26 protein-coding genes and 1 pseudogene are annotated in these 26,437 nt (G+C 59.8%); 16 read left to right on the top strand and 11 right to left on the bottom strand.

All coding sequences use genetic code 11. The features are described 5' to 3' along the window. Window positions 1-181 precede the first annotated feature (181 nt). Window positions 182-487: a hypothetical protein gene (locus GGD61_RS04875; protein WP_244550746.1), complete on the bottom strand. Its 306-nt coding sequence runs from the start codon at window positions 485-487 to the stop codon at window positions 182-184. A 357-nt stretch (window positions 488-844) separates the two neighbouring features. On the opposite strand from GGD61_RS04875, the gene GGD61_RS04870 reads away from it, so the two are divergent. The 7 genes from GGD61_RS04870 (at window position 845) to GGD61_RS04840 (ending at window position 12,609) form a co-directional block, all read left to right on the top strand. Further along, complete coding sequence (locus GGD61_RS04870; RefSeq protein WP_246785884.1) at window positions 845-4,957, top strand: GAF domain-containing protein; 4,113 nt, start codon at window positions 845-847, stop codon at window positions 4,955-4,957. Next, on the top strand, window positions 4,954-5,343 hold the full coding sequence (locus tag GGD61_RS04865; RefSeq protein WP_092260790.1) for a response regulator: 390 nt from the start codon (window positions 4,954-4,956) through the stop codon (window positions 5,341-5,343). Before GGD61_RS04870 ends, GGD61_RS04865 begins: the two co-directional genes overlap by 4 nt. A gap of 116 nt (window positions 5,344-5,459) precedes the next feature. Next, entirely contained in the window at window positions 5,460-6,299 is an 840-nt protein-coding gene (locus GGD61_RS04860; protein WP_092260792.1) for a universal stress protein, read from the top strand. A gap of 569 nt (window positions 6,300-6,868) precedes the next feature. Continuing rightward, entirely contained in the window at window positions 6,869-8,194 is a 1,326-nt protein-coding gene (locus tag GGD61_RS04855) for an integrase arm-type DNA-binding domain-containing protein (protein WP_183230367.1), read from the top strand. 638 nt (window positions 8,195-8,832) lie between these two features. Next, complete coding sequence (locus GGD61_RS04850) at window positions 8,833-10,383, top strand: adenylate/guanylate cyclase domain-containing protein (RefSeq protein ID WP_183230366.1); 1,551 nt, start codon at window positions 8,833-8,835, stop codon at window positions 10,381-10,383. Then, window positions 10,380-12,113, top strand: coding sequence for a ThiF family adenylyltransferase (locus GGD61_RS04845; protein ID WP_183230365.1), 1,734 nt, complete (start codon window positions 10,380-10,382; stop codon window positions 12,111-12,113). The genes GGD61_RS04850 and GGD61_RS04845 overlap by 4 nt, the downstream gene beginning before the upstream one ends. After that, window positions 12,082-12,609 carry a Mov34/MPN/PAD-1 family protein gene (locus tag GGD61_RS04840; RefSeq protein WP_183230364.1) on the top strand — a complete coding sequence of 176 codons (528 nt, stop codon included), beginning with the start codon at window positions 12,082-12,084 and terminating at the stop codon, window positions 12,607-12,609. The genes GGD61_RS04845 and GGD61_RS04840 overlap by 32 nt, the downstream gene beginning before the upstream one ends. Before the next feature lie 87 nt (window positions 12,610-12,696). Here the strand turns inward: GGD61_RS04840 and GGD61_RS04835 are convergent, their stop codons facing one another. From GGD61_RS04835 to GGD61_RS04830, 3 genes are all read right to left on the bottom strand, one after another. Further along, a complete protein-coding gene (locus GGD61_RS04835; RefSeq protein ID WP_246785883.1) occupies window positions 12,697-13,278 on the bottom strand; it encodes an ImmA/IrrE family metallo-endopeptidase in 582 nt (193 codons plus the stop codon). Continuing rightward, entirely contained in the window at window positions 13,160-13,432 is a 273-nt protein-coding gene (locus tag GGD61_RS41205) for an ImmA/IrrE family metallo-endopeptidase (RefSeq protein ID WP_283814524.1), read from the bottom strand. Before GGD61_RS41205 ends, GGD61_RS04835 begins: the two co-directional genes overlap by 119 nt. 121 nt (window positions 13,433-13,553) lie before the next feature. Continuing rightward, window positions 13,554-13,862: a helix-turn-helix domain-containing protein gene (locus tag GGD61_RS04830; RefSeq protein ID WP_183230363.1), complete on the bottom strand. Its 309-nt coding sequence runs from the start codon at window positions 13,860-13,862 to the stop codon at window positions 13,554-13,556. A gap of 232 nt (window positions 13,863-14,094) precedes the next feature. Between GGD61_RS04830 and GGD61_RS04825 the strand changes: the two genes are divergently transcribed. Next, complete coding sequence (locus GGD61_RS04825; RefSeq protein WP_246785882.1) at window positions 14,095-15,120, top strand: cyclic nucleotide-binding domain-containing protein; 1,026 nt, start codon at window positions 14,095-14,097, stop codon at window positions 15,118-15,120. Here GGD61_RS04825 and GGD61_RS40365 read toward each other — a convergent pair. Then, the gene (locus GGD61_RS40365) at window positions 15,108-15,617 is read right to left on the bottom strand and encodes a hypothetical protein (protein WP_246785881.1); all 510 of its coding nucleotides are present in this window, start codon (window positions 15,615-15,617) and stop codon (window positions 15,108-15,110) included. The genes GGD61_RS04825 and GGD61_RS40365 overlap by 13 nt on opposite strands. A 16-nt stretch (window positions 15,618-15,633) precedes the next feature. On the opposite strand from GGD61_RS40365, the gene GGD61_RS04820 reads away from it, so the two are divergent. Further along, the gene (locus GGD61_RS04820; RefSeq protein ID WP_246785880.1) at window positions 15,634-16,614 is read left to right on the top strand and encodes a hypothetical protein; all 981 of its coding nucleotides are present in this window, start codon (window positions 15,634-15,636) and stop codon (window positions 16,612-16,614) included. Between the two features lie 8 nt (window positions 16,615-16,622). Beyond that, a complete protein-coding gene (locus GGD61_RS04815) occupies window positions 16,623-17,375 on the top strand; it encodes an E2 domain-containing protein (protein ID WP_246785879.1) in 753 nt (250 codons plus the stop codon). 478 nt (window positions 17,376-17,853) lie between these two features. Here GGD61_RS04815 and GGD61_RS04810 read toward each other — a convergent pair whose 3' ends face one another. From GGD61_RS04810 to GGD61_RS04800, 3 genes are all read right to left on the bottom strand, one after another. Then, window positions 17,854-18,372 carry a hypothetical protein gene (locus GGD61_RS04810; protein WP_183230361.1) on the bottom strand — a complete coding sequence of 173 codons (519 nt, stop codon included), beginning with the start codon at window positions 18,370-18,372 and terminating at the stop codon, window positions 17,854-17,856. Between the two features lie 352 nt (window positions 18,373-18,724). Further along, the gene (locus tag GGD61_RS04805; RefSeq protein WP_183230360.1) at window positions 18,725-19,387 is read right to left on the bottom strand and encodes an SOS response-associated peptidase; all 663 of its coding nucleotides are present in this window, start codon (window positions 19,385-19,387) and stop codon (window positions 18,725-18,727) included. A 112-nt stretch (window positions 19,388-19,499) separates the two neighbouring features. Next, entirely contained in the window at window positions 19,500-19,694 is a 195-nt protein-coding gene (locus tag GGD61_RS04800; protein ID WP_183230359.1) for a hypothetical protein, read from the bottom strand. A 13-nt stretch (window positions 19,695-19,707) separates the two neighbouring features. On the opposite strand from GGD61_RS04800, the gene GGD61_RS04795 reads away from it, so the two are divergent. From GGD61_RS04795 to GGD61_RS04780, 5 genes are all read left to right on the top strand, one after another. Continuing rightward, a complete protein-coding gene (locus GGD61_RS04795; protein WP_246785878.1) occupies window positions 19,708-20,253 on the top strand; it encodes a hypothetical protein in 546 nt (181 codons plus the stop codon). A gap of 196 nt (window positions 20,254-20,449) precedes the next feature. Next, window positions 20,450-20,836 carry a thermonuclease family protein gene (locus GGD61_RS04790; RefSeq protein ID WP_312012580.1) on the top strand — a complete coding sequence of 129 codons (387 nt, stop codon included), beginning with the start codon at window positions 20,450-20,452 and terminating at the stop codon, window positions 20,834-20,836. 134 nt (window positions 20,837-20,970) lie between these two features. After that, a complete protein-coding gene (locus tag GGD61_RS04785; protein WP_183230358.1) occupies window positions 20,971-21,153 on the top strand; it encodes a hypothetical protein in 183 nt (60 codons plus the stop codon). 505 nt (window positions 21,154-21,658) lie between these two features. Next, window positions 21,659-22,141 (top strand): DUF2235 domain-containing protein, encoded by a 483-nt coding sequence (locus GGD61_RS40360; RefSeq protein WP_246785877.1) that lies wholly within the window; start codon window positions 21,659-21,661, stop codon window positions 22,139-22,141. 103 nt (window positions 22,142-22,244) lie between these two features. Next, entirely contained in the window at window positions 22,245-22,958 is a 714-nt protein-coding gene (locus GGD61_RS04780) for a DUF2235 domain-containing protein (protein ID WP_312012579.1), read from the top strand. Window positions 22,959-23,229: 271 nt separating this feature from the next. Here the strand turns inward: GGD61_RS04780 and GGD61_RS04775 are convergent, their stop codons facing one another. Genes GGD61_RS04775 through GGD61_RS04770 form a run of 3 tightly spaced genes read right to left on the bottom strand, consistent with a single transcriptional unit; the run spans window position 23,230 to window position 25,629 of the window. Next, window positions 23,230-24,633 carry a hypothetical protein gene (locus GGD61_RS04775; RefSeq protein ID WP_183230357.1) on the bottom strand — a complete coding sequence of 468 codons (1,404 nt, stop codon included), beginning with the start codon at window positions 24,631-24,633 and terminating at the stop codon, window positions 23,230-23,232. Continuing rightward, a complete protein-coding gene (locus tag GGD61_RS40200) occupies window positions 24,593-24,805 on the bottom strand; it encodes a hypothetical protein (protein WP_210310974.1) in 213 nt (70 codons plus the stop codon). The genes GGD61_RS04775 and GGD61_RS40200 overlap by 41 nt, the downstream gene beginning before the upstream one ends. 11 nt (window positions 24,806-24,816) lie before the next feature. Next, window positions 24,817-25,629, bottom strand: a complete 813-nt coding sequence (locus GGD61_RS04770; RefSeq protein ID WP_210310973.1) for a nucleoid-associated protein — start codon at window positions 25,627-25,629, stop codon at window positions 24,817-24,819. Window positions 25,630-26,038: 409 nt separating this feature from the next. On the opposite strand from GGD61_RS04770, the pseudogene GGD61_RS04765 reads away from it, so the two are divergent. After that, window positions 26,039-26,357 (top strand): annotated as a pseudogene (locus GGD61_RS04765) (integrase); the annotation flags it as partial. Window positions 26,358-26,437: the final 80 nt, after the last annotated feature.

Here is a 26,437-nt window from a genome sequence, read left to right as displayed (position 1 = left end):
CCCGTAGTGGATCGTAAACGGACATAACATTTGGCTCGTCGCGTTGGCCCGTAGGCTTCCCTGCCATGCTCCGGGTATCTGGTGCAGCTGATTGATCGCTCCGCTTCGCCCAGCATGAGTCGGCTCGCATCACCAGATTCAATTGCTCCTGGATCAGCGACGATAGCGCAGCGAGTATCGATTAGTGCACTTTTTGCTCAAGGTCTCTCAGTAGCGAGTGCAGAAAGTCGCTGGCATGGTCATATTGAGCGTTGCCGTTCGTGATTTGACGGACGCGCGGGCTCACCAAGCGACCAACAGTTTCAGAGCGGAGCAGCTCAGCTCTGTCCGAACACTGCAGCGGTAAAGCATCGGGTAAATCTTCCGCAGATCCGAACAGCTTCAAGAGACAATGTTCGCCCTCGGTCTTACGGTCGTGATGCGCCCTCGCAGCATATAAAGCAAACAGCCCACGGAAAGCATCGCGGGAAACGGCAGGTTTTCCCATCGGAACGCCCTTAAAATTAAATCCATAATAAAGGCAAGTCTGAAGCATTGGTGCGGAAAAAGCTAGCGCAAAATTAAATCAACCCGTATCTCGCATTGGGAGATCAGAGGCGGTCCGAAATCAGCCGCCGCAATAGCCGCACTTGGATCCGGCGATCTGCCACCATGTGGACCAAAGCAGCGCGACTTGTGGAGCTCGCTGCTTCGGTAGATCGAGGAGGCGAATTGACGCGTGGTCGATTGAAAATCAACTAACGATACGTCTGGTCGGAGGCACCTGATGGTGGAATAATTCCGACGCTTTCTTGATTGGATTTTGACGTCGGCCGCGAACCGGCTGGCGACCTGGATTTTCATCATGGCCGCGCTTCCTCAGGGCGTTGTGGCGGAATTGCAGCACGAGAACGCGCGGCTCCTGGCCGAATTGCGCGCCGCACAAGATCGCGAGACCGCCACCGCGGACATCCTCAAAATCATTGCCAGTTCGCCATCGGAGGTAAAGCCGGTATTCGATGCGATTGCGAGGCGCGCCAATGCCTTGCTCGGCGGCTTTTCGACGACCGTATTCCGCTTCATCGACGGCACTGCCCATTTGGCGGCCTTCACGCCGACCAATTCTGCCGCCGATCATGCTTTGCAGCAGATGTTTCCGCGGCCGATTGCCGATTTCGAGAGTTTTGAAAGGACGCGGGCCGGTAAGGTGGTGCCGACCCCCGATACCGAAGCGCTGACAAACGACATCAAATTCATCGCGCGCGCCCGCGGCTTTCGCAGCATGTTGTTCGTTCCGCTCGCGACCGGAGGCGTGGTGATCGGCATGATCAGCGTAACGCGGGTCGAGCCCGGTAACTTCGCTCCGCATCATGTGCAACTTCTGCAGACCTTCGCCGATCAGGCCGTTATCGCCATCGAGAATGCGCGGCTGTTCGATGAGGTGCAGGCGCGCACTGACGACTTGCGGGAATCGCTGCAGCAGCAGACGGCGACCGCCGATGTGTTGAAGGTCATCAGCCGCTCCGCGTTTGATTTGCAAACCGTCCTCGACACGCTCACGGAATCGGCGGCGTGGCTGAGTGGTGCCGACATGGCGGCAATCGTCCGGCGGGACGCCGACGGCGCCTTCTATCATGCAACTCGGTACAATTTCTCGCCCGAGTGGGCCGAAGTCTCGGCGGGCATTCGACTCAATGCTGGACGCGGCAGCGTGGTTGGGCGCGTCCTGCTGTCCGGCAAGGCTGTCCAGATCCAGGATGTCGTGGCCGATCCCGAATACGCTTATCCCGAGCAGCAGAGGGCCGGCGGTTACCGGACCCTCCTGGGCGTACCTTTGCTTCGATCCGGAGAAACGATCGGCGTGCTGTTCCTGGGTCGCAAGGCCGTGAACTCGTTCACGGACAAGCAGATCGACCTGGTCTCCACTTTTGCCGATCAGGCCGTGATCGCGATTGAGAATGTCCGGCTGTTCGATGAGGTCCAAGCGAAGACCCGCGATCTCGCCGAATCGCTCCAGCAGCAGACCGCAACTGCAGACGTGCTGAAGGTGATCAGCCGCTCGACCTTCGATCTGCAGACCGTGCTCAACACGCTGGTCGATTCGGCGGCACGGCTGTGCGAAGCGGAGATGGCGTTCATCATGCGTCGGGAGGGCGATGAGTACCAGGCCGGAGCAGCGGTGGGATTTTCGGAGGAATACATCGCGTTTCTGCAGGGGCACCCGATTACGCCCGGCCGGAGCACGGTTACAGGCCGGGCCGTACTCGAGCGCCGCCCGGTGCAGATCCTCGATGTCGCTGCCGACCCCGAATACGGGCTGCGCGAGTCGACGACCATGGCTGGTCAGCGCACGGCGCTCAGTGTTCCCCTCATGCGCGAAAATGAGCCGATCGGCGCGCTCGTGATCGCTCGCAAGCGCGTGCAGCCCTTCACGGAAAAACAGATCGAGCTGGTCGCCACATTTGCCGACCAGGCCGTGATCGCCATCGAGAATGCGCGGTTGCTCAAGGAATTGCGCCAACGCAGTGAGGATCTCAGCGAGTCGCTGCGCCAGCAGACCGCAACGGCCGACGTGCTCAAGGTAATCAGCCGTTCGGCGTTCGACTTGCCCAATGTTCTCGAAACGCTTGTCAGCTCGGCCGCACGGCTCTGCGGCGACCCCAGAGCAGCGATCTATCTCATTCGCGATGGGCTGCTGCACCTGGAGGCCGCCCATAACAACCCACCGGAATGGGTCGCGCTACGCAAGAGCCAACCGCTTGCGCCGAGCCGCGACACGCCGAGCGGCCGGGCTGCGCTCACTGGCCGGGTCGACCATGTCGCCGATCTCATGAAAGACCCCGACTTCTCGCGGCATGACCTCGCGAGAATCGGCGGCTATCGCGCGACCCTCAACATACCTCTGGTACGCGAGGGCGCCGCGATCGGGGTGCTCAGTTTGGCGCGACCGGAGCCGGGCCCGTTTACCCCGCGACAGATTGAGATCGTGCAGACCTTTGCCGACCAGGCCGTGATCGCCATCGAGAATGTACGGCTGTTCGAACAATTGCAGACCAGGACGCGGGATCTGTCCGAGGCGCTGACGTACCAGACCGGCAGCGCCAATATCTTGCGGGTTATCGCTTCCTCGCCGACCGAGGTCGGTCCGGTGCTCAAGGCGATCGTGGAAAGCGCATGCGGGCTCTGCGAGGCATATGACGCCCTGGTGGTTCTGAGGGATGGCGAAGATATCGTCATCGAGGCGCACCATGGACAAGTTCCCGTGGTGTGGAGCCGGCGGGCGATCAGTGTCAAATCGCCCACCGGCCGGGCGATTGTCGATCGTCGCACCGTTCAAGTGCGCGACTTGCTTGGGCCCGATGGAGAGGAATACCCGATAGGACGCGAATATGCGGTTCGCTCCAACGTTCGGACTGTTTTGAGTGTGCCGCTGTTGCGCGAAGGCGAGAGCATGGGGGCGATCGTACTGCGTCGTATGGAGGTGCGCCCATTCGACGACAAGCAGATCACTCTGCTTCAGACTTTCGCAGATCAAGCTGTCATCGCCATCGGCAACGTGCGTCTGTTCGAGCAGTTGAACGAATCGTTGGAGCGGCAGACGGCAACATCGGAGGTGCTGGAGATCATAAGCGCTTCATCGGGCGCATTGACTCCGGTGTTCGACAAAATGCTGGAGAACGCGACGCGAATTTGCGGCGCCGGCTTCGGCACCATGAATCTCTATGAGGACGGCGGCTTTCGCACGGTCGCACTGCACAACGCGCCGCAAGCTTATGTTGATACCCGGCTGTACCAGAGCATTCGTCCCCATCCGGCGAGCGGGCTCGGCACCGTCGAGAAAACTCATCAGACGGTTCACATCGACGATATCAGAACTCAGCCGCCCTACGTCGAAGGCAACCCGAACGTTCGCGCGCTTGCCGACCTTGCCGGCGCAAGGACGCTCGTCATCGTGCCGATGCTCAGGGAAGATGAGCTGATCGGGACCATCACGATCTTCCGCCAGGAAGTGAAACCCTTCACAGACAAGCAGATCGAGCTCGTGTCCAATTTCGCGCACCAGGGCGTGATCGCGATCGAGAATGCACGCCTGCTGAACGAGCTGCGCGAGCGCACAATGGAACTGTCGCAATCGCTCGAGGAATTGCGAAATGCGCAGGATCGGTTGATCCAGACCGAGAAGCTTGCCTCGCTCGGGCAACTCACCGCCGGCATTGCGCATGAGATCAAGAACCCGCTCAATTTCGTCAACAATTTCGCTGCGCTTTCCTCCGAACTCATCGACGAACTCGGCGACGCGCTGCGTTCGGCCGGGCTCGGCGAGGCAGCAAGGCTGGACATCGACGCGCTGATACACATGCTGCAAGGCAACCTGGAAAAGATCGTGCAGCACGGAACGCGCGCCGATTCCATCGTCAAGAATATGCTTCTGCACTCTCGCGAAGGGTCTGGCGAACGCCGCGCGGCCGATATCAACGCCATCCTCGAGGAAAGCCTCAACCTTGCTTATCACGGAGCGCGCGCCGAGAAAGCAGGCTTCAATATCACGCTTGAAAGGAACCTCGATCCGTCTGCGGGCGCGCTCGATCTGTATCCGCAGGAAATCACGCGGGTGTTCCTCAATCTCGTTTCAAACGGCTTCTACGCGGCGAGCAAACGAAAGGACGCCGCCGGCGACGGCTTCGAGCCAAGGCTGCGCGCGACGACCACAAACCTCGGCGGCGCCGTCGAGATCCGGATTCGCGACAATGGCGCCGGCATCCCGGCCGACGTGAGAGAGAAGATATTCAACCCATTCTTCACGACCAAGCCCGCAGGCGAAGGAACTGGCCTTGGCCTTTCAATCTGCCACGACATCATCGTGAAACAGCACGGCGGCAGCATCGAGGTCGATACCGAGCCCGGCGATTATACGGAGTTCATCATCAGGCTGCCGCGTAGGCTGGCGGCGCCATTGCAGACCGGAGGCAGAAGTTGAGCGTCTTCATAATGGTGGTTGACGACGAGCCCGATGTAGAGGTGCTGTTCCGCCAGCAGTTTCGGCGCGATCTGCGCTGCGGTCGTTTTCGCATGGAATTTGTACCGTCGGCACCGCTGGCGTTGCAGCGCGCGGCCGAGACAGAGGATGCAACCCTGATTCTGATCCTGTCCGACATCAACATGCCCGGAATGAGCGGGCTGGAGCTGCTGCCTATCGTGCGCTCGGCCCGCCCCGATGTACCGGTCATCATGATCACGGCCTATGGTGACGCCGAGACCAGGCGCAAGGCGCTGGCGAACGGCGCAGCCGACCTGTTGACCAAGCCAATCGACTTCGCGGCGCTTCGCCAGGAGATCGATGCGAGGCTTGAGCAGGTCGCATGACTGCAAGCATTGTTGATGACAACCGGAACGAGGCGAAGTGAAATTATCGTAGGCATCAATTCAAGCGAAACTAGGCATCCTGCGTCACTGCCCACTGCAAACACCGGAGGTCGAAAATGAAGACGCTCTTGGTCCCGCTTCAGAATATTCCGATGATGACATCCACGCTCGATGTCGCCGTACGCCTTGCGCAACGTACCGGCGCCTATATCGAAGGCTTTCCGCTCCGGTTCGGCATCCCGCAATATCTAGCCGCGGAATTGGCCACCGGTATTCTGTTAGATACGTATGAAGTGAAGAGCGAAGCCGAATTGAACGACATGCGCGACTTTTTCGAAGCATTCATGCTGAAGCACGATGTTCCTCGATCCCCTGCCGGATCGGGTCGACCGTGCTTCGGCTGGCTGGAGACCGCGCCTGAGGGCGAAGACTTTGTCGGAAGTTACGGGCGCGCCTTCGATCTGATCGTGATGGCAAGGTCTGACATTGATGCTGCGGGCCCCCACCGTCGCGCGATTGAGTCCGCGCTGTTCGAGAGCGGCAGGCCCGTTCTACTTGTGCCATCGAATGCACCGAGAAGCGTCGCAACAAACATCATGATCCACTGGAACGGCAGTACCGAGCAAGCTCGGGCCAACGCATTTGCCATGCCGTTGCTTCGTCTGGCCGAAAGAGTATCGGTCCTAACCGTCGTCGGCGGCCAAGCGGTACCAGGACCGTCTGCCGATCAGATCCTCCAGCAACTGCGGTACAATGACATTGCAGCGCAGGTGAGAACGGTTGAGCTGGAGAACCGCGATACCGGACAGGCAGTGCTCGATGCCTGCAGAGCTGAAGGCTGCGACCTCTTGATCAAGGGAGCCTTCACCCGCACCCGCTTGCGGCAAATGATATTCGGCGGGGCGACCAGCTATATCATGGAGCATGCGCAGCTGCCTGTCCTGATGGCTCATTAGAACGCGCGCCTCTCTTCAGATCATGCCGTCCTGCTCCTGTCTTGCCTGACGAGCCAAACCAGGGTTCGGTAAAGGCGCAACCCATTGATCCGGCTGGGGCCGGCTACTGTGCATGGGGTTGTTTTCGACATTTTTGATGCCGACGGTCCCGACAGCCATGAGGCTTGGGCGATCGTCCGCATCCGGCTGGGTTCAGGAAACGAATGGTGGGCGCACAAGGGATCGAACCTTGGACCTCTCCCGTGTGAACCACAATCCGTAGACCGGAGCCAACCAAATCCAGCCATAGTTGAGGTGTAAAAACTCCTTTGATCAGTGGTGGTTATGACCTTGTGCGGCCATAGGAGCCCATAGGTGACCTTGCTACATTTTGTATGCCCCCATTGTGCCCGCTGTGGATTTTCCCTTGGGGCACAAAAGCGGGGGGAGGTCTGAGATCCGGTTCTGTTTGGGTCCGTGGATCCTTTCTGCGCGGCACACCGCGAGGAGAAGGTCTGAGGGCCGGTTCTGTTCGAGGGCTGACTGCCCTTCTTGCGGGGCCCACCGGCCACAGAGAGAGGGAAGAAATCATGACGGAGCCGGCCAACCAGCTGACACTCACCGATGCGGTAATCCGCAACGCAACGCTGCCGCCGGGTAAGGCGCAGCATTATCTCCACGACGACAAGCTGCCCGGCCTCGCCTTGCGCATGCGTGCCACCGGCGGCCGGACCTGGGTCTACCTCTTCACCAAGCCGGGGGTGAGAGGGACCCAACGCAAGACCCTCGGCGCGTGGCCCAAATATAATGAGAAGGCCGCGCGCAAGGCCGCTACCATCGCCGCCGGCGAGGTGGTCAAGGGCTTGGACCCGAACGACGCGAAGCGCGAGGCGAGGCGGCAACAGGCAGCCGAGAAGCAACGCACCACGCTCGCGACCCTCATTGTTGGTCCCTACCAGACGTCCTTGACCGAACGTCAAGTCGTCAACTGGAAGCCAGCAATGTCGGCGCTGCGGCGCGGGCTCAAGGATCACGCCGAGAGCGGCGTGGGGGACCTGACGCGACGGCAGATCATGGCTGCGGTCGACAAGATCGCCAAGACCGGCAAGCGCGGTGCAGCCAAGGACTTACGCAAGCACGTGCATACCTTCCTCGAATGGTGCGTCGGCGAAGGTTACGTCGAGCACAACGTGCTCGCCGGTTATCGCGCGCCCAAGGAAACCCGCGCGCAGAGAGTCGGGCGCCGAACAAAGGGCCGCGCGCTGACCGATGAGGAAATCATCAAGGTCTGGGATGCATCCGGCAAGCTCGGAGCTTTCGGCCTCCTGGCACGCATGTGCCTGCTCGGTGGCCCGCGCCGCAGCGAGCCAACCATGATCGAGTGGCGCAAGCACATCATGGATGACCGTATCACTTTCGACGCGGCATGGACCAAGATGGGGCTGCACCACGATGTGCCGCGCACTCACTTGGTTGACGAGGTCCTCACGGCCGCGAAACATTTCCAGCGGGCAACCTCCGACTATGTCTTCCCGTCACCAAAGACCGGCGGCCAGATGTCCGGCTTCACCAAGATGGTCAACCGCCTGATCAAGGAAGCGAGCGTAGCCAAGTTCACCATGCATGACTTAAGGCGCAGCTTGCGCACCATCATGTCACGCTGTGGCTACGACAACGAAATCCAGCGTCTATGTGTTGGGCAAAAGCCTACCGGAATCGATCAGGTCTACAATCACGACGAACAGTGGATCATCCGCAAGATGGCGTTCGAAGCTGCTCATGACTACATTGCGGAGTTGGTCGGTGCGAAAAGGGTCGGCAAAATCGTGCGCCTTCAGCGGACGAATCCACTTGACCCGATCAAGGCAGAGCTCCTCGGCCGTCTCCATGAGCATTATGCGGCTGAGGCGCCTTAGTGGTCTTGTCGCACTTGGCCAGGTAGTCGCGCACCGCGTCGACACGATAGAGTGGCCGGCCATCGACGTAGCGCCATTTCAGCGGGTGGTTCGGATCACGCCGCCACTGCTCCAGTGCACCGGGCGTGCGCCGGATAACGGCGGCCGCCTCTAATGCCGTTAAATTTGAGCTGGCCGGCAGCGCATCGATATCGAACGTCGCGGGCGGTGGTACGCCACGATTCTTGCGACGTCGCTTTGTGGCCCGCGGCGTTTCCGTGCGATCTGGCGACCCCAACGCCTCAATCCCAGTCCTTTCGTTCTTGCCGCCCATTCCTTCGCACCGAACTGTTTAATCGGTCAATGGGATCGCAAGTCCCTACAGAAAAAAAGAAATCTAGAGCGCAGGTGCGGCTACTGGGTACTGTGGCGTGCGAATCGGACGAACGGCGCGTAGTCTCCTCGCTCACCGACCACTCGCAGATCGAGCGAATGGCAGCATCAAGGCTTGCGCATGAGAAGCAGCCGAAGCGCGCAACAGCGCATCTTGCGTCCGCAGTGTCCTTGGCAATTCGCCGCGCGATACCTACATAATCGCAATTGACCGTTCCGTACCCGATGCCTGTGCGGGTGATATTTAAGGGGGATACCAAATAGCCATGGGTACTTGGAATAGTGACCGCGCGACCAAACGGATCGACGCGAAGATCGATTCGTTGCCTCTCAAGGATATCGAGATCAAGGAATACGTCCGAGAAACCGACCTGTCGGGGTTGTCGGGCAGCACGGCCTACCGCGTCGACGGCGTCCATTTGTATGCCGACATCTTAAATTTGAAGGACATTCTGAACGTCACCGCGGTCGAGGGCGAGACCTGCCATAAGCGCACGCTCCGCTTCCTGAACATGCACTACCGCGCGGCACACCGCATCATCAGCGCCGTCGAATCGATCTTCGTCGATTTCCATAACCAGCGCCTTCACACCGTCTTCACCAAGCCATACGACGACGAAGCGAAGCGCGTTCATCGTGCCGTGGCGACGGCGCAGCTAATCATCGACGTTCTGGCGCGCACCGGTGAGGATGCCGGTCATCCGGCGGCCAAGGTCCGGGTCGGGATCGACACCGGCAGGGCTCTCGCGGTCAACAACGGAAGGCGGGGCCACCGGGAGCCGCTCTTTCTCGGAAGACCCGCCAACCATGCCGCCAAGCGTGCGGGCGGCGGCTACGCACAAGGAATCTACTTGACCAACGAGGCGCGCAAGGCAATCGGCTTCGCCGAAGCGCGTGATGTCGACAGGACGCCGCTGAGCGCCGAGGAAATCGCGAAGAGCCAGCAAGCGGCCAAACTCGATGTGACGGTCGACGGGATCGTCAAGGATTGGGCTGAGGATCTGAAGAACAGCCCGATCGGTGATTTCGTATTTTCAGGCCATACGCCTCCTTTTTCGACGTTGGATATCGAAACATTGTCGGTGAAGAATTCGCGCCGGCAGGATGCCGCCTCGATCTACGGCGACTTGGACGGCTTCACCGCCTATGTCGGAACCAACATGGGGACGGATGCCGGCGCAAAGCACGTCGTGCGCGCGCTGCACGTCCTTCGATCTGAACTGGACGCCGTGCTGCACGAGGACTTCCAGGGCCGAAAGATCAGGTTCATCGGCGACTGCATCCACGGCGTATTGGCCGAAGGCACCGCACAGACGACCGACGGGGTTGAAACCATCAGCAGCATGACCCTATGCGCGGCGGCGATGCGGAGCAGCTTCAACATCGCGCTGAAGCGTCTCAAGGACAAGGGGACCGATGCGTCCAGCCTGGGGCTCCAGATCGGCTTCGAGTACGGGCCGATTACGGTCACGCGCCTTGGCATGAAGGGCGGCCTCATCCGTTGCGCCGTCAGTCGAGGGATCCTGAACTCCGAGCAGGAGCAGGGCCGTTGCAAGGGCAATCAAACAGCCATAGGGACGAACGCTTATTCGAAAGCCAGTCACGGCGTACATGCGCTCTTTGGCGACATCCGCATCCGCGGCGACCTGGATTACGAGACGGCGGTTAACGGGATGGCCGGAAAGAACGACTCGGTCGCGCGGGCGATCAAGTCTGCTGCGGGAGCAAGCCTTCTGAAGCCAGCATCGTCTCCCGCAGCGCCGCTCAGCTTTCCCGACCGACCGGCAGGTCCGACGAAGCCGGGCGGCTTTGCGTGAGCTGGTATCTAACGGACGTCGCCCGATTCAGTGCCGAGCGCCAGGCGATCGAATGCCTGGCTCAAGAAGTCGACTGGTTCGCGGTAAAGACTTGGCGGCTGGATGATCGCCTTCGTTTGGTACTGGATGCTGAAATCGGAGCCGGAGGCCGAGTCTATCCCATCTACCTCCAATATCCCGACATGTTTCCGCATACCCCGCCGTCGGTGTTCCCGCGTGGGGATACTGCCAGATGGTCGGCACATCAATTCGGTGCCGGAGGTGAGCTCTGCCTCGAATACGGGCCGGACACATGGACGGCGAACAACAACGGCAGAGATCTGATAGAGAGCTGCTACAAGCTGCTCGCAACGGAGAATCCGGGGGGCGACGAGTTAGGAGACGCGCCGTCTCGTCACGTCGAAAGTCTCGGACAAAGCCTTCGCATCCGATACAGCCGCTATCTGCTAACACGCCCTTTTTGCGCCTTGCTCGGCCGACTACCTTTGCGCGTTCCGCTCGAAGTCAACCTTGTTTCGCTCTATCATAAAGAATCCGTCGTCCATGTGGTCGACAAGGTGCTGCTGGCTGATGGCACACAATGGACTGATCCCACCGTTCCGTCGCAATTGGGGTCCGAATATACCGAACGCCGTGTGCCGATATGCCGATGGGATGAGACCGATATCTTACCCTCGACAGAAAGCGTGGACAATTTCGACAGCGGGTTTGCTGCCGTCGGAAACGTGCTGGAAGCACGGTATGGTTTGATCGTGCGCGGCTCCGAGTTGTCGGTCTACTTCCTCAACAGAACAAAGAACTCAGTCGTGGACGTTGCCGTCATATCGCCTCTGCCGGACGCGACGCGTCTCGATGCCGCTCATTCGGTTCTCGCGGCAAAGAGGGTCGCGATAGTAGGATGCGGGTCCCTCGGCAGCAAGGCGGCGACCATGCTCGCGAGGTCCGGGGTCGGCGGTTTCGTGCTCGTCGACGATGACATTCTGCTTCCAGATAACTTGATCCGGAATGACCTCGATTGGCGGGACGCCGGAGTGCACAAGGTGCCGGCTCTCGCTCGACGTCTGCAGTTCGTGAATCCGTCGGTCGACGTCTTGCAATGGCGCGTGCCTCTTGGCGGGCAGGACGCGAACGAGAGCGCCGATGCCATGCTAAAAAAGATATCCGAATGTGACCTAATCCTCGATGCGACGGCGGATCCCAATGTGCTGAACCTCCTCTCGGCAGTGGCCGGGTTCGCGAAGAAACCCGTGGTCTGGGCGGAAGTATTCGGCGGCGGGTTCGGCGGCCTGATCGCCAGATATCGACCTGGGATCGAGCCGCCACCGCCATTCATGCGGCGCGCCATCGAGAACTGGTTCGGCGAAAAGGGATCCATGCCGAGGAGAACGCATCGGCCGTACGAAGCGATTGACACCAGCATCGACGTGCCCATGATCGCCGACGACGCGGACGTGTCCGTCATCGCAGCCCACGCTACCCGGTTCGCGATCGATCTGCTGATTGATCGCGCTCCATCCCTATTTCCCAACTCGGTCTACGCGATCGGTCTTGGCGCAGATTCGGTGTTTTCTCAGCCGTTCGAGACCTACCCGATCGATGTCGGTGCGCCGCCGCCGGAGCCCGAAATCATTGAGCTCTCCGACCAGGAAAAGGCCACGGAGATAGCCACCTTGCTCGAACTGCTGAAGGACAAGATCGGTGGAGCTGATTCTTCCCCGCAAGATAACTGACCTTTTGCGCTGTGAGCTGCGGGGGCGCCGCAACGAGATCGGCGGCGTGATGGTCGCAGAGCACGTGGGCGGCGAGACCTTCCGGATAGTCGAACTTTCGGTACAGAGGTCGGGAGGTACGGCGATGCATTTCGTCCGGGATCCGGAGCAGAGCAAAGCGTTTTTATCGGATTTCTTCGCTAGAACAGGCGGCGACTATCGTCGCTTCAACTATATCGGAGAGTGGCATTCCCACCCGGCGTTCGAGGTCGTGCCTAGCCGAAACGATATCCAAGCGATGTATCAGATCGTCGAAGACCCCGAGGTAGGCACGAATTTCGCCGTCCTCGTCATCGTCCGGCTGCTTCTTCGTAAGTCGTTGCAGATGTCGGCAACGTTGTTCCGGGCCGGTTTATCTCCAGAATCAGTCGTGATCTTGGTCGAAGGGAAGAAATCTGGATTCTTATCGCGATTGCGAGGTCTGTTGCCTCGCATCTTAACGATCGGACGGTGCTGATCACATGCCGGTTTCGGTCGATCGACGAGGGTTGCGTCGTTCCTCATTTCATACTGGACGGATTACCTGAAGCGTTTGCCCCCAAGCTCAGAGCGGGAGGCGCCGCGCAATGCCGACCCAGCCGGGATCATCACCTAGGTAAAGAAGGGTGTAGGCCGCGTCGTAGCGTTCACTTCTGAACGAGTGTTCGCGCGCCGGCTCGTCGAACCAGATGCCGCTCGGGTGATCGACACCGGTCCTAGCCTCCGGCGTGAACTGCTCCTGACCGACTGCCGATCCTAGTGGTAACTCTACCGGGCCTCGGCTGCTGCGGATGAATGCTCCGGTCGTCAGGGCCGGCTTGCTCGACCACGACCACTTGACGAAGCCGTCGACCGAGACCACGAGCAGCGCCCTTCGCTCCGTGTAGCGTAGCCAATGAAGGATGGCGGCGACCAGCGACACATCATACCGATCGGCGCAATTGCCTAAGATGTCGAAGTCCGGCTTGTCCTTCGGCGGCGCCTGCCGTCTGAAGTCGTCGAGAGGCATGAGGAGCCAGGAGGCAAACTCATTGGCCTCCCTTTCGATCTGCAGCTTGGTTCGTCCGTCGACGCCGGCTTCGCCTGAGTGGATCCCATCTGGGTATTTCTCTCGAGTGCAGAAGGTAGTGGCCGAATTCGTGCGCAATGGTGAACCTGCGGCGCCCCCGTGACTGGTCGGCGCCGAACACGATTCCCCATTTGGTCTTCGACTCGGACGGCACCAATGCGCCAGCGAAACCGTCGAGCTCTTCTGCAGCAACCTTGGTGATGGGATCCTCAGGGAAGAGGGAGCGCGACATCTCCATGGCAAGCGCTCCGATGTCGAACCGATATCGATCAGGTGGGTTCGCCAGATTTAGCATCTGGTTGAAATGGCTCGCCCAGCGTCGAGGTACCCACCCCCCAAAGTTCATGATCGACCTATTCGTCCAATGCCTTGGCCAGCTTCCGGAGCCGGGCACGCGCCTCCGGCGACATCGCCTGGTATTCGCGGAAGAAGGCCTTGTCCTCCGCCGATTCGAGATCCTCACCACCCAGCAGGTAGTCGATGGTCACGTCCAGAGCCCTTGCCAAGCCGGCTAATTTCTCGCCGGAAGGGCGTGGCAGCTCCCGATTCTCAAGCTCCCATAAGTAGGATTTGCTCAGGCCAGCCCGGTCGGCGAGCTGATCCAAAGTCAATTTCGCGTTTTTCCTCAGCGCCTTAATGCGATCGCGGACGGTGTCAGCCACGCAATTCGCCCTTGATTGTTCGGTGTAGCAGCATATCCCGTCCTTGACTCTCTACAACAGGTTCCTATGTTCGGAGTAGCAGTATTTCCTGTGGCGCGAAAGCGAATCGGCTGACGGCCCATCTGCGCGCTGGGAATGGTAAATTATGGTCTTTGCCCCTGATGTCGACCGGGTGCTCGAGCGGTTTCTCAAGCAGCATTGCCCGAAGCCGGACCTGATCCGGGCGGCTATCTTGCGCGAGCCGCTCTGCGGGATTCAGGAATATCTGCCTGATCAGGTGATCTGCCGCCGCGGGGATCGCGTCAGCGGTTGCTGGCTGGTTCTTGGCGGTCGGGTCGAAATCCGGGCAGGCGATAGGAGCGTCACCTTCCGCGGCGAAGATGAGATATTCGGTGAACAGGGTCTGTTGCATTTCCTTGCCGGTAAGAATGGCTCCCGGACGGCAGACGTCAAGGCGATCGGCCCAGTACGGCTGTTCTTCATCGATGCCGCCTTTCAGCAGCGCCTTACGGACCCCGAGAATACCATCTGGGTCCTGACGCTCGCCGACGTCGTTAACATGAAGCTGGCGCAAGCGACCGAAGGACGTTCGGAGCTCCGCAACTCGGTCGCCGAACAGGAACACCTTCTGCGGCGTTTCTCCGACGGCGATGCGCTCGGCCTCGTCAAGGTCGCAGCGGCTGGACAGAATCCGCCGATCCAGAATCGCAAGGCAGTCGTATTTTTCAGCGATATTGCCAATTTCAGCGTCTGGTCGGCCGGTAAGGATTCCGGCGAAGTCGCATCTCACCTTCACCGGCTCTGTTCGCTCCAGATCGATCTGATCCGGAAGGCTGGCGGGCAGATCGACAAGCTCATGGGCGATGGCGTGATGGCCTATTGGTTCATCGACACCACTGAGCGAGAGCGAATTGAGCCCGCCGCCGTCATCCGGTGCGCGACGACGATCGCTGAAGAGATCGGGCGCTACGTTACCGATAATCAGCTCGACGTCGGAATCCGCATCGGCTTGCACGCCGGCGACGTCGCGTTTGGCGATTTCGGGGCCGAGCAGAGGATTGCCGTGACCGTGCTCGGCGCGACCGTCAACATGGCGGCGAGGTACGAGCAGGCGAAAAGCGCCGAGCTTGGTCAGGTCCGAGTCAGCCCTGATCTTCGCGATCTTGCCCTCCGAGCGGGCATCGCCCCCGAAACGTTCCGAGGTCCTGTGAAAGCTAGCGTGAAGCATGGCGTCGAGCTCGACGTCTATTCGTTCTGAGGAGGTCGCCTATGTCGTGGAATGCGGACCGGGCTAAGACGAGAATCCGGGAACATTTGAAGACCGTGCCGGACGTAGACCGCAACATCGCGCTCGATTCCGCGCGGGCGCAGACAACGGTCCGGAAGAGCGGCTTGATCGGTCATCTTCCGATCCGCCAAGCCTTTCTCGTGGAGGGTGTTCACCTCTACGGCCAATTGCTGGACTTCGACGGTCTTGTCGCTGAGGGCGGCTCCGAAACGGAGGGCTCGCATCGCAGGCTCTTGCGATTCCTCAACATGCACTATCGCGTCTGGGACGCCGTCGTGGATAACGATGACGGCGACCGGGTCGATTACCACGGCGCCCGGCTCCACGCCGTCATCACGTCGCCAGCCGGAGACGCTGCGGCGCAGATCACCCGAGCTGTCGCTCTCGCGGGCAAGCTGTCGGAAGCTGCCGAACGGCTCGGCCAGGCGCATGGCTTTCCGTCCCGCATCCGCTTTGGGATCGATCATGGGCAGGTGCCTGGCCATGACGACCGGCCGCTCCCACGAGAAGGACACACTATTCCTCGGACGTCCCGCCAATCACGCGGCAAAGCTCGCCGCCGCGGAAGATGAGGCGGGCATCTTTCTGACCGAGACCGCACAGCAGCGGGCGCGGCCGGGTGCTGTCCGGAAGTCTGCCGGCCGGCCGGTGCTCGACGAGACCTACATCCGCGACGCGGTACGGAGCTTCGCGTTCGACAGCCTCGAGCGCAGGGTCGATGAGGTCGCTCAGGACGCCGTCGAACCGATCTTCCGCTTCAAGCGGCCGGAACTGCCGCTCGCGAGCGTCAAGTTCGCGGATCTCTCGCCGGCGAACTCCGTGCGCATGGGCATGGCGTCGATCTTCGCCGACATCGACGGCTTCACCGACTTCGTCGACCAAGCCATCAAGGGCGGCGCCGTCGAAATCTCAAAGGCTGTGAGAACGGTCCATGTCATCCGCGAGGAGCTCAACTCGGTTTTGAACGACGACTTCGACGGCAAGCGCGTGAGGTTCGTAGGAGACTGTATCCAGGGCAGCGTGGCGCAAGGCGATCGGACCGACGACGGGCCCGGCTCCGTGCGCCAGGCCGTGTTGTGCGCCAACGGTATGCAATCGTCGTTCGACCTCTGCCTCGACGCGATGGCCTCCGATGCGGCGATCGGCCTGGCGATCGGCGTAGAATATGGTCCGACGCCGATGACCCGGCTGGGTTACCGCGGCCACGAGAGCGTCCGGTGCGTAGCCAGCCGGGCCACCATCAATGCCGAGCGCACGCAACAGAGCATCGAGGGTAGCGGAATCCGGCTGGGCGCCGTCGCCCAGCAGGTTGCCGACGCCGCGGTCCGACGAATCATCGCGACGGGACGGCTGATGTCGTTCGACACCGCGTCGGACCTTCTGGGCGCTCCGCAGTCCCCGGCCGTTCAGATCATGCGCAGCGAGCCGACGGCGCGGTCGCACACTGCACGTCCGAAGCGCTAATCTATCAGATGATGCCGGTAGCCCTCGACGCGATCGTCGACACCGTTCCGCCTTGGGCCGAACTCCGGCGGATCGGCGCTCGTGCAGCCGAAGTCGACGCCGTCCTCGTGCGAAGCAGTGGGGCTTTCACCCGGCTCTTCGAGCTTGAGGTCCAGCATCTCGCCGACGAGGTGTCGGTGTATGAGCGGGTCAGAGGCAAAATTCTCCCAAGGTGTTGTCCCGAGCGCCACATCAACGCCGACGGTTCGTTCTGCCTCGGTCTCCGGGCCGGCGAGGGGATTGACTCGGCCACCGCGGCAACCTGGTGGACGAAGCTTCACGCATTCCTGCTTTGCCAAGAGACTGCTGCCGAGGCCGGATTGTGGCCTCCCGGCTCCCAGCTATCCCATGGCGATGCTGGCGATATCGAGCTGCTCGCCGAGCAAGCCGCGGCCGAAGCCGGCGCCGGTGCGGCCTATCGCGACGCCGTTGAGTTCGACATCGGTCCCATTGCTGTGGGACTTTCCAAGATCAACAAGATGACTGGACGCTTGAGGAACGGTCGGAGCTCCTGCCTTTGCGGCCGAAAGCACCGGACGGGCAAACCGCTTCTCCGGCGGGAGTGCCACGGCCTTGGATGCCCCATAGAACTCGAGTTTAAACGACGTGCAGCGGTCGATTGGTTCTGGCGCTCGATGTCTAATCTGCCCTGTTGCGGCACCATGCTGGCATGCCCGCTGAAAGCCACTACTCCCTCGACCCTCTCCACCCTCGATAACTAGAAAGAGCTCGATCTGCCCGGCTTCGACTGGACTCCCTCCTTCGTCCTGCTCGGACCTTTCGACCGTCTCGCTCGGGGATTCGGACACTCTCCGTACGTGGGCCGAACGCGCCGCGCAGCCTGTCGGTGATGCTTGTACCTATCCCGATGACGTACTTCTGGTGTTGAGGTATGCCTGCGGAATCCGCGGCCGTTAAGAGCTCGGCAAGGCGCGATACGATGCTTGGGGACGTTCCAAGTGCCGTCCATGAATACGGCAGAGCCGTTTCATGTTGCGTTCCCTAGCAGCGGGACTATGACCGGTCGAAATCGGGCGATCGACAAAACCGATATTCAGAATGATCCGTTGGGCGCGAAATCCAGCCTATTCTACCTGAGCGAGAGCAGTACCCAAAGACCAACAATGAAGAGCTGAAGCAGCGCCAACTTGTCTGCATCTGGAGAAATGAATCCGCTTCGCGGTCAGGAAGAGCCCACTCTCACTCCGCTGTCGAGATTCTGTTCCAGTTGTTGATTTCGACGCGCGTCTTTATGGTCCGCACGACCAGCGCGGTAGCGAGCACGAACGGACCTATGAATTCAGGGAGAGTGAGCCTTTGATCCACAATTTCTAGGCGATTGGTCGATATGACAAGGCCAATGGCACCCAGGGTCAGGTATACGTAATCGAGTTCTTTGCTCCACTGCTCGCCACGCCATCGTGTCAGGTACGCCGCACCGCCCCTGATGAGTATTTCGCTTGCGATCACGAATAGCAGGACCGCATATACTGCGGTTGCGGCGATGAGATCAGAGTAGCGGATCTTCTCTTCGTGAGCGAAATCGATGAAGAAAAAGACTACGAGGCTGAAATATCCGGCCGCCATCAAGGCGTATGAACCTTCAGACAGCTCGTACCCTCGCTCTCGGAAGACCTTCGCGAAGTGGAAGTGCAGCAGGGGTATCAGGTTCGCTACGATGGCTAGAAGTGGAACACCTTGAAGGAATCGCATGGACATTCCTTGGTCATCTTCGATTGGCGGGTGAGATTGTATGGTGCGCACGGCGGCCTCGACCTCGGACGAGGTGCGGACCGGCCTCAAGGAGGCCAAGCAGATCAGTCCGGAGAATGATCGCAGGGTCCTCGAAAGCGGCGCCGAACCGACAATGGCTTCAAAGTCGTACCCGGCGGCGGGCGCACAGCCCGAGGTCCGTTCAGGATGACAAGAGCCTGAATTGAGCACGGCCAGTTCGACCTTACTTAAGATCCGACTGCTTTAGAACTCGATATCCCGATCATAGGTGAGTCGGATCCTCCTTCGGAGGTGAAGGCGCTTTCCCACGCGTTCCGCTGCACTGTTCAAAGGCAGCCTACGCAGCGATCTTGTCTTCCTTGTCTTCGCCGCGCATGACGATCTTCAGCGCGTCGACGGGCAAAGGGCGCTGCAGCGCCTTCGCCTCATCCCAGGGAGCGCGCATCCAGACGTCGCGCTCCTCCTCGGTGGTCAGGATCACTGGCATGGCCTTGGGGTGGATTGGCTGGACGACCGCATAGGGGGACGTCGTCAAGAAGCCGTAGACGAGGTGGGGGCCCGGGATCGGCTTGGAATTGGTGCCGCGGTCGCCCCTGAATTCGGTCCAGATGCCGGCGAAACAGAACAGCGGCCGGCTTTCCTCGAGCGCGAACCATACGACATCCTTCTTCTTTGTCTCAGGATTTGGCTCGGGTGCGTATTCAGCGAAGCTGTTCGCCGGCACGAGGCAGCGGTTCTCTGGTTTCAGCCAGCCGCGCCAATGCGGCGACGATGTATTACGAATGTTGGTTACCGGCGGCCCGCCGGTCTTCGGCGGGGGCGGCATGCCCCAGCGCATCAGCACCATCTCTTCGGCGTCGCCGGCATTGCGGATCACCCGTGCCGGATAGTCCGGAAACACGCCGGGCATCGGCGCCAGATTGCCGACATAGCGGTTCATGCGCCTGAACAGACCGGAGATCGCGGTTTGGTTCGTTGTGATCGAATAGAGATTGCACATTCAGGGCTCGCTCTCGGTCATTCGCATGAGCTGGATCGCCATCGGAGCCTGATCGTCCGCCACAAAGTAATACTTGTCCGGACGTTTCATCGTCAGCCTCAGCGCCTGCCGTCTAACCAGTGTAAGTCCGAAAGCGTCCCCGCGTGTAGGCGTGTGAAACGGCCTTCTTCAACTCCGAGATCTCCGATTCCAGGAAATTGTTCGCGACGATCAGCGCGCGAATGTCGCCGTCGCAAACGGCGATCGCCAGCTCGACGGCGGCGTCCAGCCCATCGTCCTCTTCGTTCGGTTTTGAGGCCGAGGACATGGCCTGATCCAGGTTGACCGTCGATGGTGTATGTTCTTATTTTGTTCTCATGGAGTCAAGCCGCCGTTTCAAGCCGCCCTGGACCTTGGTCCGGGAAAATTCCGAGTGCTATGTGGTCCGGGACGCCAACGGCGTGACCCTCGCGTGGCTGTATTGTCGCGATGACGCGCAGCGCTACAGCTTCGGGGTCGGCAAGCTTTCGTCGGATGAGGCACGTCGGATCGGCAAGGCGATCGCGCGCATTCCGGAATTCCTGATGCCGCGCCAAGGCTTCTATCCGCGTGGAGGCGGCCCGCGCTGGCGCGCCGACCGGCCATATCACGTGGCTCTGGAGGATCGCTATATCCGCGAGCACTGGGACGAGATCTACGCGCTCTGCAAGCTCAACAGCCTGCCGTTCAATGCAACTGGTGAAGTCATAAAGAGCGACGGCGTTTGGAAGGTCTATGAGTTTACTTGGCAGATGGATGCGTCCTGTTCTGGGACCGTTTCCAGGGCCGCTGGCTGCGCGGCACGGAGTTTCATTGTCCCGAGCAGCCTGAGAACCTGCCGGTGCTGAAGCCGCTTGAGAACTGGCCGAAATTCAATCCCCGCAATCTGCGGTAATCGGTGGTACCCAACGCCATGAACAAGTGTCGAGTCTTTATATTGATGCTCCTGCTGCTAACGAGTGCGGCTCTGGCCGACAATTTTGTCGGTCAGGCCAGCGTCATTGACGGCGACACGTTGGAGAAACGCGGATCCGCCTTTGGGGTGTGGATGCTCCGGAGAGCACTCAGCTATGTCGCGGTGAGGATAGTTTACAGTACCGCTGCGGTTCGAAGGTCGCGAACGACCTCGACGCTTACATTGCCCGGCGCCCAGTCAACTGTGTCCCGCTCAGCCTCGATCGGTATGGCCGCACGGTCGCGACGTGTTCGGTCGCGGGCAAGGATCTTGGGGAATGGCTTGTGCGCAACGGTCTCGCACTGGATTGGCCTCAATATTCAAAGGGCAAATATCACGAAGGTCAACGCGATGCTGAGCGCGCCGGCCAAGGCTTGTGGAAGGGCAGCTACGTCGAGCCGTGGCTCTATCGCGCATGCATCCGCGCCAGCCGAAACCCGTCCGCCTGTTCGGACGATGCAAATGCCCATGCTTGATGCGATCCATTGCGAGGCGTCAATCCACAAGGTGCGATGGTTGATCACCGCACTGGAGCGGGTGGGTCTAGCGCCGTTTGGGCGACTCACGCTACCCATCATTCCGAGCCACCTCACTGCACAATGGGAATGAAATGGTTGCAGCCAATCGTGAACTGCCGGCCTCTGGTTACGCACTTGAAGTGGACGGCCGACTCAAAGCCGAGTTTGCAACCAGAGACGGCGCCAGGGCGGGCGGAGAAGAACTAAAGAAACGTTTTCCCATGCTTCAGATCAGGATCTATGACGCGCAGACGGATGCGCGCGAGGACATCTAGATCTCCGACGGGCGAATTCTTTCGCTTGCGCGCGTGCGGCTTTCACCGCACCGGGCTCTCGTGAACCGAGCCGCTTTGCGTCTCGGCCGCCGTGCGGCTTCGATCCCTCGCGCAAAGAGATGCGGAGCTCCTCGCCGGGGGCACTCCGGAAAGGGGCTCGCCTGCGGCGATCGCTATCACTGCCACGTTCCCGGGTGCCGCTATTGAACCGGTCTCGTCGCTGCACTCGGACCCGCGTGCCCCTTCGGGGCGCTATGCTCACGCTCTCCGGGTGCCGTTTTCCGTTGAGGCGATGAGCCGTTGGCGCACGCCTGGTCGGGCCTGCGGCCCTCGGGCCCTCAAGGCCAAGTGCCATGAAGAAATCGGACGGAGGGAAAACCCGGCCAAGTAGAATGTGCATTATTTAAGCGCACGACGTGCATCGAATCGGCGGCCGGCATATTCTCCGGCAAAGTCGCCGATTCTCTCTTCAGTCGGCCAATTTCATGCAGCCGGGGGCTACGTCATGAAGGTTCTGCGATGGATCGAGCGGATTGCGCATTCGATCGGCCTCCTGCTTGCGATCGTGGCCATAGTCTGGATCGGGGTAATTATCGGTCGCCCTTCAGAGAAGAGCGGAAATCAGCCGAACTTCGTCGGCGCAGAGCAGCAGCAGAAGCGCCTCGCGATTTTTCTCGACGGCACATGGAATAGCATCAACAGCAATACGAACGTCTGGCGCATGCGCGCGCTTTGCGCCGCGAAAAGCAAGGATGGTAAACCTCAGCTCGTCTACTACGAGGTCGGGGTCAACGGTTTCCTGGGCGGTGTTTTCGGCCAGGGTCTCGATGAGAACATCCGCCTAGCTTACGAGTGGCTCATCGAGAACTACAACGATGGCGACGAAATCTTCATTTTCGGCTTCAGCCGTGGCGCGTTTACAGCCCGAAGCTTGGCTGGGTTGATCGCCATAGATGGCATCCTGAAGCAGGATCCCCCATCGGCGTGACCGAACTGTTTGATCGCTACAGGAAGGGTGACGAGGAGAGCATTTGGACGTTGAAGGAGAAGGAAGCGTCCGGAGACACCAGAGAGCTGACCGAGCAAGAAAAGTGGCTGCTCAAATACTCCCAGCCGGCCAAATTGAAAGTTGTCGGCGTGTGGGATACCGTTGGATCTGCGGCCTTGCGGCCGGAAATATTCCGGGCATTAGCCGTTCTCAGTTTGATTATCTGCAGACGGGATTACGCATCCACATTCTGAACGGCTATCACGCGCTTGCCGTCGATGAGCACCGCAACGACTTCGCTCCGACGCTGTGGGACGTTCGCCATCCGAAAGATCCGAACGCGATGATCGCGCAACCGCGTCCGCTCTTCGGTGTTGAGCAGCGCTGGTTTGTCGGTGCCCACGCAAATGTTGGGGGCGGCTATCAGACGGATCTGCTTGCTCAGGCTCCGCTGCGCTGGATGATGAAGAAAGCGGAATCTCAGGAGCTCTCGTTCCGATCGGAGGTCGATCTGGATGGAGATGCTGTGAAAGCACCGATTGCCGACTCCTACGCGTCGTTTGGCTCGGGATTGTTCGCCAAGATTTCTCCGCCTCTGTTCCGGACGATCGGCCGAGAACCGGATGTCCGGGAAGACGGAAGCCACATCAACGTCAACGAGACGATCGACGCGAGCGTGTTCCAGCGGTGGCGTGCTGATCCAGCCTATCGGCCGGCCAACCTCGTCGAGTGGGCGCAAAGCAAGAAAGTTGATCCTGCGCAATTGCAAGCTTCCTTGCGAGCTGACGACCCCAGCGTAAACGTGCCGGACCAATAGACTCGCGCGAAGTGCAGCTGCCTAACTTCAGGCCGGTTAAAGAGGAGGACCGCAAGTCGGATGTATCGGCGCCAGCGCTGAGGATCCAGACCGGCCTTCGTTGCCTTTGTATTGGCCGCGGTTTGCATCAGGATCAGCTTAGTTACCTCGCGATGGTTCTGGCGGACGCGCGCCTTTAGAAATCTACAGGCGGCTGGCCCTGTAGGCCTCAGCCCCGATCAGCTCAAAATCGCGGCTGTGCACTCGCCCATCGTTCTCTGGCAGTTACTCTTCAGTTTGTTGGACGCTTCGCGAGAACAGCCGGCCAGCGGCTGGGCGACGTTACATCTTGCAGCGTGTGCAGGCCGGCAGCAACCAGAACTCCGACCAAGAGTGCGTAGACGACAAAAAGAACGCCGCGGGTTTCTCGGTAGTTCTTCATCGCCTGTTCGATCGGCGTTTCAGCGATTTCTTCCCGCTCGCGAACGGAGATGTAACTGTAGAGACTTTGCAGCCAACTCCGCCGGGAGGAGGTCTGGCTTCGAAAAAAAGCGCTGTTGATCCGCCATTGCAACACAAATGACAAACAGATGAACGTTGCGGCAGTAAAATAGAACAAGGAAGAGATGAGAGGACTCGGTGCCTTGGTCGCGTCACCCAGGATTTTCAATATGAAAGGTGCCGCCGAGACAGCCAGGTCGCGCCAGAGCGTCGCTGCAAGATCTTGCGCGCGTTGCGCGACTTTTTGCGTCTCATCGATGACAGTCTTGCGGAGATCAGCAAGAGCCTTGAGCGTTTCGCGGCTGGATGATTGGACGTGCGCTTCATAGGCAGCCTTAGCCGCCTCAAGCGCCTGGTCCAATGTCGGGGCGAGATCTTGCTGGGGACGGCTCGCCCGGGCCAGTTCGCCGGAAAAGAGCAGATGGCGTGCTTCGATATCGCTTCCTGAAAGAAAGACCCAGTGCGCGGCGTCAGTCAGGTGAGAACGCGCCCCTGGCAGGGCAGGATCGTCGGCTTTAATGCGATAGATTGGAGGCGTCGCTGCAGCTTGCAACCAAACCTGACCGTCCTCGAGCCAAGCGCGGGAAACCAGACCGCCCAGCAATCGGCGGGCAGCAACCTTTTCCCAAGCTCGATATGCCGGTGATGGAGTTGCTGGCTGAGCGTCCAGAAGCCAGGGACTGAGATCGTTAACGATCTCACGATCGGGCACGAAGTCGCGGACATAACGACTTGGGTCGATGGAGCTCAGCAGGGACGCTGGAGGCGGAATCGGCTTCGCCAAATCCCACGAAATGACCTCTAGTCCCCGTGCATGAAATGCCTGACTGGAGGTTAAATCGGCGACCGCGAGGCGCGGGAGGACCCTCCGTTGCGTTAGGTATTGTGGAATGCCTGATTGGAAAACGAAGAAGGCACAAGCCTTGTCGGCTGGCTTTCCAAGCGTGATCACCACCTCTCGCGTCAAATCGAAGACGTCGCCCGGAACGAGATCGCCACCGAGTGCCGGATCATAAACTTGCAACGCCGAGAAGGGGGGCGGGATTTCGTCCGCGAATCCCAGCCAGGCCACCTGCGCTTTGGCGGACGGCAGCCGCCCTCGCAGTACAAGGGCATCAACACGCTCGTCCGCCGAAGCGCCGTTTGCAACTAGCTCACGAACGCACTCGACCAGATATGTTGAGCTCGAAGTCATCGAGTGTAATCTTGTCTTTAATAATGATCTCGCCCTTGTCGCGATCGACCGAAACGACTGACGGCATCAAACCGGCAGGAAAGGTCAGTTTCACTCCGCTCGCCGTCTCGACACGACGGTTCCTGGGCGCCGCAATCGCATTCTTTTGAAGCACAAAGGATTCACCCGCCATTCCTTCGCGCTTCAGTCGGCCACCACCGGGCTGTCATCAGGTAGCGGACCGAAAATGCTCTTCAGCCAGTTTTCGGCGTTTTCGCCGTCGAGGGACCCACCCGACTGGCTGGCATCGTAGAGGCGTTGCGCTAGATTTTTCATTGCCTCTTGCGGAAGTATGTCCTTGTGCTTTTGTGCAATATTACGGGTGAACTCGATGATTGCCTTGGTGAGCTCTTCTTCCGTCCGCTGACGCCGCACCAGCAGGAACTGCTCGAAATAAGCTGCAGGCCGCTGCGGATTCTGACGATCGATAACGCATATTTCGTCACCCTCTTTGCGCAGCTTGACGAGAGCGGCTTTCTGCAAGGCGTTCCGGTTCTGGACAAAAGTCCGCTCGATTTCGCCGAAGGTCGGTTTGGGCTTCCCGGAGCGCCCACGACTGACGTCGTAATCGTAGCTCAGAACCTTTTCATCCTCGAACTTCAAGAGTGCAAACAGCCTGCCGCTTGAACAGGACAACGAGAAGATCAGGAAAGCGCCGACGGCCGTGCTGCCACCATGAGCTCCGTTGAATGCAGTCGCCAGCTTCTCGCTTTCCTCCTGAAACGTGCTTTTATCGCGGCTAATACGCGCTAGTTGTGCCCGCACAGGGGCATCCTCCATAAATTCGTAACGGTTTCCGCTATTGACCGAGCGTACGCGACCTAGAAAAAATTGCGCGTGTTTGCTCGGATCGAAAGCTGCCAGCAGCTGAAAGTGTTCCTCCCCCGGGCCCACAATATGGAAGACGCTCTGATCAATGCGCAGGCTTTCGAGTTCCTGCTCCGTGAGGAAAGCCATAGATCAACCGTAGAACAAAAAGAGAACAAAGGCAATCGCCTTACTCAATCCAGTTACGATACATTGGATGAGCAAATCCTGCATTTTGCTAGAATGTCCGTTCAGATTCCGCGTCAGAACTGGCCTTCTCAGGTTGAAAGAGGCCGAGCTTGGTCTCTGAGTGTAGATAAAGTTTTCAGGATCGATGAGCTTTTTCATGGTGTTCAAGCTACCGGTCGGCCGTGAAGCCCTGGTCATGCGGCGTTGATCGAGCTTACGACCTGTCCGCTCCCGTTCCAGCTCGCTTGGTTGCCCGGATGTCTTGCTGCCGCTAGCACCTCGTTAACGAGGTAGGTGCGCGGCACATCGTGATGCAGCCCCATCTTGGTCTACGCTGCATCGAAGGTGATACGGTCATCCATGATGTGCTTCCGACTATGTCTTCCCGTCACCAAAGATCGGCGGCCAGATGTTCGGTTTCATCAAGATGGTCAACCGGCTGGTCAAGGAAGCGGCCCTCGCCAGGTTCACCATGCATGACTTAAGGCGCAGCTTGCCCACCATCATGTCACGGTGTGGCTACGACAACGAAATCCAGCGGCTGTGTGTCGGGCAAAGGCCAAGCGGAAATCGATCAGGTCTACAATCACGACGAACAATGGATCATCCGCAATATGGCGTTCCAAGCGGCTCACAACCACATTGCGGAGTGGGTCGGCGCGAAACGGGTCGGCAAGATCGTGCGCCTGTAACGGACGAACCCGGTTTAGGAAGCTCGGCTCGCCGAGCGCGAGATAACCAGATCCAAGTCGTCGTCCGGGACAGTCCC

Source organism: Bradyrhizobium sp. SBR1B (genome assembly GCF_014198205.1).
In the GTDB taxonomy this organism is placed as follows: domain Bacteria; phylum Pseudomonadota; class Alphaproteobacteria; order Rhizobiales; family Xanthobacteraceae; genus Bradyrhizobium.
Note: the sequence above shows the minus strand (reverse complement) of the source record. Positions and strands in the feature narration are given on the sequence as shown.

Bases quoted from the DNA above. Each gene is read 5' to 3' on its own strand.
- GGD61_RS04855 (WP_183230367.1), top strand. From the start codon at position 6,869: ATGACGGAGCCGGCCAACCAGCTGACACTCACCGATGCGGTAATCCGC.
- GGD61_RS40365 (WP_246785881.1), bottom strand. From the start codon at position 15,617: ATGATCGATCCCAAAGCGGATGCGGGACGGAAAGCCATGCGCCTGGCC.
- GGD61_RS04785 (WP_183230358.1), top strand. From the start codon at position 20,971: ATGGTTGCAGCCAATCGTGAACTGCCGGCCTCTGGTTACGCACTTGAA.
- GGD61_RS04810 (WP_183230361.1), bottom strand. From the start codon at position 18,372: ATGTCCATGCGATTCCTTCAAGGTGTTCCACTTCTAGCCATCGTAGCG.
- GGD61_RS04875 (WP_244550746.1), bottom strand. From the start codon at position 487: ATGGGAAAACCTGCCGTTTCCCGCGATGCTTTCCGTGGGCTGTTTGCT.
- GGD61_RS04820 (WP_246785880.1), top strand. From the start codon at position 15,634: ATGACGACCGGCCGCTCCCACGAGAAGGACACACTATTCCTCGGACGT.
- GGD61_RS04775 (WP_183230357.1), bottom strand. From the start codon at position 24,633: ATGACTTCGAGCTCAACATATCTGGTCGAGTGCGTTCGTGAGCTAGTT.
- GGD61_RS40200 (WP_210310974.1), bottom strand. From the start codon at position 24,805: ATGGCGGGTGAATCCTTTGTGCTTCAAAAGAATGCGATTGCGGCGCCC.
- GGD61_RS04870 (WP_246785884.1), top strand. From the start codon at position 845: ATGGCCGCGCTTCCTCAGGGCGTTGTGGCGGAATTGCAGCACGAGAAC.
- GGD61_RS04850 (WP_183230366.1), top strand. From the start codon at position 8,833: ATGGGTACTTGGAATAGTGACCGCGCGACCAAACGGATCGACGCGAAG.
- GGD61_RS41205 (WP_283814524.1), bottom strand. From the start codon at position 13,432: ATGTCGCGCTCCCTCTTCCCTGAGGATCCCATCACCAAGGTTGCTGCA.
- GGD61_RS04805 (WP_183230360.1), bottom strand. From the start codon at position 19,387: ATGTGCAATCTCTATTCGATCACAACGAACCAAACCGCGATCTCCGGT.
- GGD61_RS40360 (WP_246785877.1), top strand. From the start codon at position 21,659: ATGAAGGTTCTGCGATGGATCGAGCGGATTGCGCATTCGATCGGCCTC.
- GGD61_RS04815 (WP_246785879.1), top strand. From the start codon at position 16,623: ATGATGCCGGTAGCCCTCGACGCGATCGTCGACACCGTTCCGCCTTGG.
- GGD61_RS04860 (WP_092260792.1), top strand. From the start codon at position 5,460: ATGAAGACGCTCTTGGTCCCGCTTCAGAATATTCCGATGATGACATCC.
- GGD61_RS04770 (WP_210310973.1), bottom strand. From the start codon at position 25,629: ATGGCTTTCCTCACGGAGCAGGAACTCGAAAGCCTGCGCATTGATCAG.
- GGD61_RS04800 (WP_183230359.1), bottom strand. From the start codon at position 19,694: ATGTCCTCGGCCTCAAAACCGAACGAAGAGGACGATGGGCTGGACGCC.